Source organism: Streptomyces sp. col6, from assembly GCF_008042035.1.
GTDB lineage: Bacteria > Actinomycetota > Actinomycetes > Streptomycetales > Streptomycetaceae > Streptomyces.
Genome location: NZ_RDBL01000031.1, coordinates 39225 through 49369, shown reverse-complemented (window position 1 = coordinate 49369; position 10145 = coordinate 39225). Strand labels below are relative to the sequence as shown.

Sequence of the window (10145 nt, the reverse complement as noted above, 5' to 3'; positions counted from 1 at the left end):
CCCCCCTCCCACCCCTGCTGACCTGTGGCGACACAGACACGCGGAAGGAGGAGGACACCCATGGCAACGCTGGAGATCCGCGCACTCTCCGCCGCCTACGGCCCCGTACGTTCACTGCGCCACATCGACCTCGACGTCCCGCCCGGCACGATCACCGCCGTGCTCGGCGGCAACGGCGCCGGCAAGACCACCCTGCTGCGGGCCATATCGCGGACCCTCGGCTTCCACGGCGGGACCGCCACCGGCACCGTCCGGTTCGACGGCCGCCCCCTGGAGCGGCTGCGGCCCGACCGGATCGTCGCCGCCGGGATCGTCCAGGTACCCGAGGGCCGGCAGGTGTTCGCCCGGATGACTGTGGCGGACAACCTGAGGGCGGGAGCCCTCGGCGCCCCCGGAGGTCGCAGGGCGGCGGCCGACGCGCTGGGCCGCGTGCACGAGCTGTTCCCGGTCCTGGCGCGCCGCGCCCACCAGAGCGCCGGGCTGCTGTCCGGCGGCGAGCAGCAGATGCTGGCCATGGGCCGCGCCCTGATGGCCCGGCCCCGGCTGCTCCTGTTGGACGAACCCTCGCTCGGCCTCGCCCCGTTGATGGCGCAGCGCATCGCCGACACGGTGCGCGAGATCAACGCCTCCGGCACGTCCGTCCTGCTCGTGGAGCAGAACGCCTCGATCGCCCTGCGCCTCGCCACCACGGCGTACGTCCTGGAGGTCGGCGAGGTCACCCTGCACGGGCCCGCCGACGAACTCGCGGCGTCCGACGAGGTGCGCCGCCGCTACCTGGGCGTCGTCGACGAGACGGCCGCCGCCGACGCGGACCGGGCGACCACCACCGTACGGACCCTGAGCAGGTGGTCCGCGTGACGCCCGGCGCCCTCACCGTCCACGACCTCACCGTCCGCTTCGCCGGGCTCACCGCCCTCGACGGCGTCTCGTTCACCGTCGAGCCGGGCAGCGTGCACGCCGTCATCGGTCCCAACGGGGCAGGCAAGTCCACCACCTTCAACGTGCTGTCCGGGGTCTACCGGGCGGCCTCGGGCAGCGTCCGGCTCGGGGCGGACGAGCTGACCGGGCGCGCCCCGCACGAGATCGCCGCGCTCGGGGTCGCCCGCACCTTCCAGAACCTGGCCCTGCCCCCGTACGCCACCGTCGCCGACACCCTGATGCTCGGCCGCCACCGGCTCACCCGGGCCGGGTTCCTGGCCTGCGGGCTGCGGCTGCCGTCCGCCGCCCGCGAGGCCCGCGTCCACCGCGAACGGGTCCGTGAGATCGCCGAGTTCATCGGGCTGGAGGCGGATCTCGGGCGGCGCGCGAGCTCACTCCCGTACGGACAGCAGAAGCTCGTCGAGCTGGGCCGGGCGCTGTGCATGGAGCCGCAGGTGCTCCTGCTGGACGAACCCGTCGCGGGGATGACCGCCGACGAGCGGCGGCGCACGGCGGCCGTCGTGGCCGGGGTCCGCGACGGCCTCGGCATCTCGATCGTGCTCGTCGAGCACGACATGGGCGTGGTGATGCGGCTCGCGGACGCCGTGACCGTACTCGACTTCGGCCGCAGGATCGCCGACGGCACCCCCGCCGAGGTCCAGAACGATCCCGCCGTCGTCCAGGCATATCTGGGAGCACCGCAGTGACCACCTTCATCGAACTCCTCCTCGGCGGCCTGTCCATCGGCGCGGTCTACGCCCTGATCGCGCTCGGCTTCGTCGTCATCTTCAAAGCCACCGAGGTCGTCAACTTCGCCCACGCCTCGCTCCTGCTGGCCGGCGGTTACGTCACCGCCGTGCTCCACGACGACATCGGCTTCTGGCCGGCCCTCGCCGCAGGCATCGCGGGCGCGGCGGTGGTCGGGTCGGCCGTCGAGTTCCTGGTGATCCGCCGCTACCGGGGCAGCGACCACAGCGTCCTGGCCATCGTCACCATCGGCGTGGACATCCTCCTGACCACCGAACTCACCCGGCGCATGGGCACGGAGGTGCTCTCGCTCGGCGACCCGTGGGGCGACCGGGTCCTCACCTTCGGCGGTGTCACGCTCGCCCAGACCCGTGTCGCGGCGTTCGTCGCCGCCGCCCTCCTCATCACCGTGTTCCTGCTGGCGTTCCGCTTCACCTCCTGGGGCGTCTCGATGCGCGCCGCCGCAGAGAACCCGCGGACCGCGGCCCTGATGGGGATCAGGCTCGGCCGGGTCTCGCTCGCCGCCTGGGCGGTCGCCGGGGCACTCGCCGCCGTCGCCGCGCTCTTCCTCACCGTCTTCCCCACCCCCGGCCTGGAACGGACCACCTCGCTCGCCGCGCTCAAGGCGTTCCCGGCCGCCATCCTCGGCGGGCTCGACTCGACGACCGGGGCCCTGGCCGGCGGACTGATCGTCGGGGTCACCGAATCGCTCGCCACCGGCTACCAGAGCGACCTGTCGTTCCTCGGCCGGGGCATCGGCGACCTGGCCCCCTACCTGGTGATGGTGATCGTGCTGCTCATCCGCCCCGCCGGACTCCTCGGCACGAAGGAGCCCGCCCGTGTCTGAGACCACGACCGCGTTCGCGCCCGGCCTCACCGGCCGGCTGCGCCACCCCCGTACCTGGCTCTGGGCGGCGGGATCGGTACTGCTGCTCGCCCTGCCCTTCTACCTGGACCGCTTCTGGCTCCAGGCCGGGCTGTTCGCCATGGCCGCCGCGATAGGCGCCATCGGACTCAACCTGCTGACCGGCGCCACCGGCCAGCTCTCCATGGGTCACGCCTTCTTCCTCGCCGTGGGCGCGTACGGGTACTGCGTGCTGGCGGGGGAGAGCGGTACGGAGAACGGGCACACCCTGTCCGGGCTCGGCCTGCCCAGCTGGCTGGCCGCCGTCCTCGCCGTCCTCCTCGCCGGGGCCGCCGGTGGGCTGTTCAGCCCCATCGCGGGCCGGCTGCGCGGCGCGTACCTCGGCATCGCCACCCTGGCGCTGATCTTCATCGGCCAGCACGTCCTGTTCAACGCGTCCTCCCTGACCGGCGGATACAACGGCCGGTCCGTGCCGCCGCTCTCGCTCTTCGGCCTCACCTTCGACGACACCGAGCTGGTGGTGGCCGCGGTGCCGTTCCAGTCCTCCGAGAAGCTCTGGTACGCGGCCCTGCTCGCCCTGCTCCTGAGCGGCCTGTTCGCCCGGGGGGTGCTGCGCGGGCGTCCGGGCCGGGCACTGAACGCCGTCCGGGACCACCGGATCGCGGCCGGGGTGATGGGTGTGCCGGTGGCCCGCTACCGGGCGGGTGTCTTCGTCCTGTCCTCGATGTACGCGGGACTGGCCGGGGTGCTCCTGGCCCTGGTCTTCCAGCGGACGGTGCCCGAGTACTTCGGCATGGTCCTGTCCCTCGAATACCTCGCCATGATCGTGATCGGCGGGCTGGGCACCGTGGCGGGGGCGGTCGTCGGCGCCGCCTTCGTCTCGCTGCTGCCGCAACTCCTCACCCACTACAGCGATTCCCTGCCCCTGGTCGCGGCTCCCGGCACGGGCGGCCTGGCACCGGGCGAGGCGTCGCGCTACCTGTACGGCGCCGCGGTGGTCGCGGCGGTCCTGTTCCTGCCCGGCGGCCTGACACGCCCGATGAAGAACTCAGGGGAGAAGAAATGAAACTGCGTGTGTTCGGGGCCGTGTGCGCGGCCCTCGCCCTCACCCTCGTGGGGTGCAGCGGGAAGGCCGGATCCTCCGACGCCGGGGACGAGGGCAAGGGCGGCGTGAAGACCGGCCGAGGCGTCACCGACTCGGTGATCACCCTCGGCGCGCTCACCGACATGACCGGCGTCTACGCCTCCCTCGGCAAGAGCGTCACCCAGGCCCAGCAGCTCTGGGCGAAGCAGACCAACGCGGCCGGCGGCATCTGCGACCGCACGATCGAGCTGACCGTCCGCGACCACGGCTACGACCCCCAGAAGGCGGTCGCCGGCTACACCGAGCTGGAACCGAAGGTGCTGGGCTTCGTCCAGTTCATCGGCTCCCCGTTCGTCGCGGCGGTCGAGCAGCGCATCGACGGCAAGGACAAGGGACTCGTCCTTCCGCAGGCCTGGTCGGCGAACCTGCTCGGCAGCCCGTACGTCCGCGTCATCGGTGCCACGTACGACGTCGAGACGATCAACGCGATCGACTACCTGCTCGCGGAGAAGCGCATCGCCAAGGGCGACAGGATCGGCCATGTGTACTTCGAGGGCGACTACGGCGAGAACGCGCTCGCCGGCTCGAAGTACGCGGCGCAGCAGGCGGGTCTCACCGTCGTCGAGCAGAAGATCAAGCCCACCGACAACGACATGACCGCCCAGGTGGCCGCCCTGAAGCAGGCCGGTGTCAAGGCCGTCGTCGTCAGCGCGGGCCCCCGCCAGGCCGCCTCGCTCGTCGGGGTCGCCGCCGCCACCGGCTTCGAGGTGCCGGTCATCGGCAACAACTCCGCCTACGCGCCCCAGTTGTTGAAGACACAGGCGGGCCCGGCCCTGATGAAGGACTACTACGTCGCGGCCTCCACCCTGCCGATCGGCGACCCGGGTGCGGGCCCGGCGAAGCTCGCGAAGGAGTACGCCGCCGCCTATCCCGAGGACGGCCTCGACAACGGCGTCATCGCCGGGTACACGGCCGCCGACCTGTACGGGGAGGCGCTGAAGAAGGCGTGCGCGGCGAAGGACCTCACCCGTGAGGGCATCGACAAGGCGCTGCTGACCATCACCGGCTTCGGCAGCGACTTCGGGATGTCGCACGACTTCTCCGATCCCGCGGCGCCCTCCACCCGGGAGAGCGTCATCATGAAGCCGGACGACAAGACCCCCGGCGGCCTGAAGGTGGTCCGTCCGGCCGAGGCAGCGGCGGCGGCGAAGTCCTACACCCTCAAGCAGTCCTGACCCCCAGCACATTGCCGACGGGCGGCACGCATCGCGCGTGCCGCCCGTCGGTGCTGTGGGTGCCGGGTCAGCTGGTGTAGGCCTCCAGTTCCGAGAGCTGGGCGGCCGGCCAGCCGGTGTTGGCGGTGAACGTCAGCCGCAGATAGCGGGCCGACGTGCCGGGCAGGGTGACGGTCGCCTGGTTGCCGCTCGACGGATTGAAGGTGTAACCCGCCGATCCCTTGAGGGAGGTGTACGTGTTGTTGTCGGTGCTGCCCGACACGCTCAGCGTCTGGGTGCGGGTCGCCCAGGCGGACGACGGGGGCAGCTTCAGGACCAGCCGCTTGACGGACTTCGCGGCGCCGAGGTCCACGGTGATGGTCTGCGGGAAGGCGTTGTTGGCGCTCTCCCAGTAGGTGTTCGCGTTGCCGTCGACCGCGTTGGACGCGCCGTACACGTCGGCGTGACCGGACTCGGTGACGTGACGGCCCTGGGCGAGGTTGCCCGTCTCCTCCGGCGGGTCGGTCGGGTCGGTGGGCGGGTCCGTGGGGTCGGTCGGCGGGTCGGTCGGGTCGGTGCCGCCGCCCGGCACGCCGCCGTTGGTCCACACCGGGTCCGGCCAGACGCCGGTGCAGGCCGGCGGGTCGGCGTACCAGCCGGAGTTGCCGGAGCCCCGGGTGATCTGGAAGCCGCTGCCGACGCAGTTGTGGATCGGGTTGGACTGTGCGATGTGCGTGGCCGTGACGTTGTCGAAGGTGGCCGTGCCGGGCGCCTGGATCTGCAGCGCGTAGGTACCGGCGCCGTCGATCTTGATGTTCTTGAAGTGCAGCCCGTTGGACGCCCCCTCGATGAGGTGGATCGCCGCGTAGGAGCTGTCCAGGACTTCGGAGTCGGTGATGTTGATGTTGCCGTTGATCGGTTCGTTGAGCCCGCTGAACCAGATCGCGCCGACTCCGAAGTTCCAGTTGTAGTCGCTGTTCCCGGTCCGGATCAGGGTGTTGCGGGCGGCCGTGGTGGTGCCCGAGACAGCCGTTCCCTGGCCGGAGTTGACGCCGGGGTAGCGGTTGGCGATGTGCAGGCCGCCGCCGTTGGTGATGGTGTCCGACATGACGTTGTCGGACAGGGTGATGTCCTTGCCGCCGTAGGTGACGATGTTGTTGGCGAGGATCGGCAGGATCACCGTGTTGAACGTGAACTTGTTCTTCACGTTCGGGACGTTCTCCGCCCACATCGCCAGTCCGTCGTCACCGGTGTTGCGGACGAAGGTGTTGGTGACCGTCGAGTTGGTGACGCCGTAGTGGAAGTTCACGCCGTCGGCGGTCTGGTCCAGGATGCGGCTGTTCTTGATGGTGAAGTTGTCCATCGGACCGTCCATCCAGGCGCCGCACTTGGTGTGCTGCATCCAGACGTTGTCGACGGTGGAGTTGGAGAGGGCCCCGCCGATGGCGTTGACCTGGTCGTTGTCCACGCGCTCCCGGATGTCACCGATGATGGCGAAGTCCTTGAGCGTCACGTTGCTGCTGCCGCCGTCCCCGGCGTACTTGCCGTAGACGCCGACGGCCTTGCTCCGGTTGGACGGATCGCGCCCGGTCAGCACGGAGTACCAGGGCCCGGCACCGCGGAGGGTCACCTTGTCCACGATGATGTGGTCGCGGACCTGGAACGTGCCCTGCGGGATGTACACCTCCTTGCCCTGCGCCCTGCCCGCGTCGACGGCCGCCTGGATCTTGGCGGTCGAGTCGGCGGCGCCGGTCGGGTCGGCCCCGAAGTCGGAGACGACGTCGAGAGCACCGGAGGGCTTGGCGATGGGCGCGCCCACCTGCTCGAAGTCCGCCAGGTCGATGGTGAACGACGGTGAGTCGGCGGTGGAGGTGACCTGGAGGCGGACCTTCGTGCCGATCGGCAGGGTCGACCCGAACATGGTCCGGGCCTCGTCGTAGAAGTGGTGCGGGTTGGTATCGCCCGGGTTGTTGTTGAACGGATAGCCGCCGTAGTACCAGCCGTACTTGGAGGTCACCGGCACAGCCTTGGGCGAGGCCCCGTTCACACGTACGTCGATCGAGGCGTCCCGGCCCGTCCCGGCGGCGTTGTCCGGCAGCGAGTACCGGAAGGACATCGCGTTGGCGGGGGCGGTGAGCGTGAACTCCACGTACTCACCGACCGCGTCCAGCGTCACGGCCTGCCGGCCCGAGGCCTCGGAGGGCAGCGTGCCGTAGAGGCGGTTCGGGCCTATCAGGGTGCCGTTGGTGGCCGCGTACTCGGCCTCCTGTTCCTTGAACGGGACGGTCGCGCCCCGGCCGGGGACCGCGAGCGGCGAGGGGGCGGGGACACCGGCCGCCTGGGCAGCCGGCGCACTGGACAGGACCACGGCGGCGGCGGTGCCGAACGCGGCGAGTGCCAGCGAGAGCGAGGCGGATACGGACCGCCTGAGCAGGGGGCGTCGGGGTGGGGAAGTCACGTCGAAGTCGTCCTTGCGGCTCGTGGGGGCTCTTCGGACGTCCCACAGGCTAGGAGTACCTCCGCAAGGAAGTCCACGACGGTGCGCAAGATTCTGCTTCCAGAACTCAAATTTGTGACTCAAACCTGAGAGGAATGTGCTGAGTGCGCCGGTTGGCGAGGATTCGGCGCACTCAACGCTCCTACTGCGCAAGCCACTTGCGGGGTCGCCGACCGCCCGTCAGCTCGCCCTGCCGCCACGCGGCCCGAGCAGTTCGAGGTCGCTCAGGGCCACCCGGCATCCCCGCCCGGTCGTCATCACGAGCCGGAAGCGCTGTGCCGTGACCGGGGCGAACAGCAGCTCCGTCGCCGTGTTCGCGGCCGGTGAGCGGTCCGACCCCGGCCGCACCCGCACCTCGCGCCACCGGTCCCCGTCCGCGTACTGGAGCCGCTGGCCCACGGGCACGCGCACCTCCGACCCCGGCCCCTCGTCGTAGTAGTGGATCCGCGCCCGGTCCACCGTGACCGCCTCGGCCGCCGTCACCGTGAACTCCACCGTGCGCGCCCCGTCCGGCGCCGACACCCAGCGGTTGACCGGCGTCCGGTCGAACCAGACGCGCCCGTCGACCGCCGCCGCCGGACCGGTGCCCTCACCACTGGACGAGGCGGAAGCCTGCGGGAACCCCTCGCCCTTGTGGTTGAACGCCCGGTTCGCCAGCTCCTGCGGCCTCCGCACCGGGGCGCGCCGCAGATCCACCGTCGTCCCGGACAGCGGACGCCCCGAGGCGACGAGGCGCCCGTCGACCCAGACGCACAACCCCCGGACGCCCAGCCGGTAGTGGCTGCCGTCCCGGTCGTAGACCACGCTCAGCTCGCGCCCGTGGTACGAGACGTTCTGGAGCGCGAAGTGGTCCCACCCGGCGGGTACGAGCGGGCGTATCCGCAGCGTGTCACCGGCCGACGGGCGCACCCCCAGCAGCCCCGTGAGGACCAGGTCCGCGAAGGTCGAGTGGTTGTAGTGCTCACTGCGGTCCGGGAAGTCCGCGATCCACTCCCCGGTGTCCGGGTCCAGGTTCTCCGTGATGTACGGCCGCCGGTCCTTGCGCTGCTGGGCCGCGTACTGGCGCAGCAGCCCCACGTAGTCGTCGCGGCCGACCGGCGCCTGCGGGCGCTCGTCCAGCAGGCGGGCCATCGCGGTGAGGACCTGGCTCGTCTGGAACGGCCAGGACGGTCCGTTCCACTCGCACTCGCCGGGACTCGCCCCCGGGGTGCGGTGCTGCACCATGTAGTACGGCGACGAGGGCGGGACCGTCCGCAGCCCGTGCCGCCCGGCGAACACGTCCGGATCGGTGAGCCTGCGCCACGCCCCGTCGTACCGCGCGTCGGGCAGCCCGAAGTACCAGGGCACGAATCCGGCCAGCTCCGGTCCGCTGACGAATGCCCCGTGCCGGTCCGGGTACTGCGGCCCGAAGCGGTCGGTGAAGTGCCGGAACTCCGGGCTCCACAGCTTCTCCTGCACCCGGGCCCGCAGCCGCTCCGCCCGTTCGGCGTGCGCGGCGGCCTTCACGGTGTCCCCGGCCAGCGCGGCGATCCGCCCCACGGCCTGGTGCCCGGCGAAGAGGTAGCTGTTGAGCGTCGGCCGGAACGCCTCCCCGGCCCAGCCGTCACCGATGTCGAGCCCGCTCGTGGTGAACTCGGTGGCGTCGTTGACCGGGGCGATCCAGTAGAGCCCCATGTCCGCGTCGTAATGGGACTCCCAGGCTTCGAGATCCGCCTCCAGCGCGGCGGAGTGCGCCAGCGGCACCCGGCCGTCGCCGCTCACCTCGTAATCCGCCCACACCGCCTGGCCGATCCACGAGGTGTACTGGCGCAGATTCCCGCCGCCGCCCAGCCACCAGGCGAGGGTGTCCTCCACGACGGTCCGGTCGCGGAGCCAGCGCGCCTCGTGGAGGTGGTGCCCGACCGCGGCGCTGATGGTCGAGTTGGCGCCCTCCCACGAGACCGAGGGCAGGAACTCGGTGATCAGCATCCCGTCGGCGGTGGAGCGCAGATGCTTCTTGAAGGCCTCCCAGCGGTAGTAGTACGTGTCCAGGATCGTGCGGTCCGGCAGGTCCACGAACGGGATGTTCGCGGCGTACCAGCCGGCGTCGGAGCCGTACCGCTGCCGGGACAGCGCCCGGACGTCGAGCGGCATCCGGACCGGCCGGCCACCGGACGGAGAAGCAGCCGGCGCCGCCTGTGCGGCGCCCGCCGCCGGCAGCCCGAGCGCACCGGCCGCGAGGCCGATCAGCGCGGCGTCACGGCACACCCGCCGCCGTCCCGGACCGCTCGGCCCGTCCTGCTCAAGGGGGGTGGAGTCGGGAACATGAGGGGTCATCAGGGCCTCCTGGGCTGAATGGAATGCGGTGTCCGGATGTCCGGACGGCGCGCCCTGAGGCCGTCTTTACAACGTTATATAGCTCAACTCGTGACCAGAGCAAGGGTGTCGGCGCCGTTGGATCAAGGCGGTCTGCCGCCCGCCCGTGAGGGTCACGAAACACCTACGAAAGCGTTGACACGCCGTGCGGCCCGATGCCACGGTTCAGGGCGCGGGCGCCTTTCCGGCCGACTCGCCGCGCCCCCTGGCCCGGCCGGAATCCCTCTTCGCGGGGAGCGCCCGACGCTCTCGACGCACCCTGGCCCCCGCGCTCTCCGGCGCGCGGAGGCTGCACACCCCCACGCATGGGAGCGCTCCCGCACCGTTGACCGCACCATTCGACCCCCACCGAAAGGCGACGTCACATGAAGACCTCCAGAAGGAAGCGCACCGGACTGGCCGCCGCCGCGGCGGCCAGTCCGGTGCGCTTCCTTCTGGAGGTCTTCATGTGACGTCGCCTTTCGG

At 71.2% G+C, this 10145-nt stretch carries 7 protein-coding genes; 5 read left to right on the top strand and 2 right to left on the bottom strand.

The annotated features are described in order from the left end of the window. The first annotated feature begins 60 nt into the window (after positions 1 to 60). From EAO73_RS34705 to EAO73_RS34685, 5 genes are read left to right on the top strand one after another with little or no spacing between them, the layout of a single operon-like run. Positions 61 to 858: an ABC transporter ATP-binding protein gene (locus EAO73_RS34705; protein WP_147975509.1), complete on the top strand. Its 798-nt coding sequence runs from the start codon at positions 61 to 63 to the stop codon at positions 856 to 858. Continuing rightward, positions 846 to 1625 (top strand): ABC transporter ATP-binding protein, encoded by a 780-nt coding sequence (locus EAO73_RS34700; protein WP_147975508.1) that lies wholly within the window; start codon positions 846 to 848, stop codon positions 1623 to 1625. The genes EAO73_RS34705 and EAO73_RS34700 overlap by 13 nt, the downstream gene beginning before the upstream one ends. After that, positions 1622 to 2512, top strand: a complete 891-nt coding sequence (locus EAO73_RS34695) for a branched-chain amino acid ABC transporter permease (RefSeq protein WP_147975507.1) — start codon at positions 1622 to 1624, stop codon at positions 2510 to 2512. Before EAO73_RS34700 ends, EAO73_RS34695 begins: the two co-directional genes overlap by 4 nt. Further along, positions 2505 to 3596: a branched-chain amino acid ABC transporter permease gene (locus tag EAO73_RS34690; protein ID WP_147975506.1), complete on the top strand. Its 1092-nt coding sequence runs from the start codon at positions 2505 to 2507 to the stop codon at positions 3594 to 3596. Before EAO73_RS34695 ends, EAO73_RS34690 begins: the two co-directional genes overlap by 8 nt. Continuing rightward, on the top strand, positions 3593 to 4849 hold the full coding sequence (locus EAO73_RS34685; RefSeq protein ID WP_147975505.1) for an ABC transporter substrate-binding protein: 1257 nt from the start codon (positions 3593 to 3595) through the stop codon (positions 4847 to 4849). Before EAO73_RS34690 ends, EAO73_RS34685 begins: the two co-directional genes overlap by 4 nt. Before the next feature lie 67 nt (positions 4850 to 4916). Here the strand turns inward: EAO73_RS34685 and EAO73_RS34680 are convergent, their stop codons facing one another. After that, positions 4917 to 7286 carry a discoidin domain-containing protein gene (locus tag EAO73_RS34680; RefSeq protein WP_147975504.1) on the bottom strand — a complete coding sequence of 790 codons (2370 nt, stop codon included), beginning with the start codon at positions 7284 to 7286 and terminating at the stop codon, positions 4917 to 4919. Positions 7287 to 7505: 219 nt separating this feature from the next. After that, entirely contained in the window at positions 7506 to 9641 is a 2136-nt protein-coding gene (locus EAO73_RS34675) for an MGH1-like glycoside hydrolase domain-containing protein (protein WP_224756580.1), read from the bottom strand. Positions 9642 to 10145: the final 504 nt, after the last annotated feature.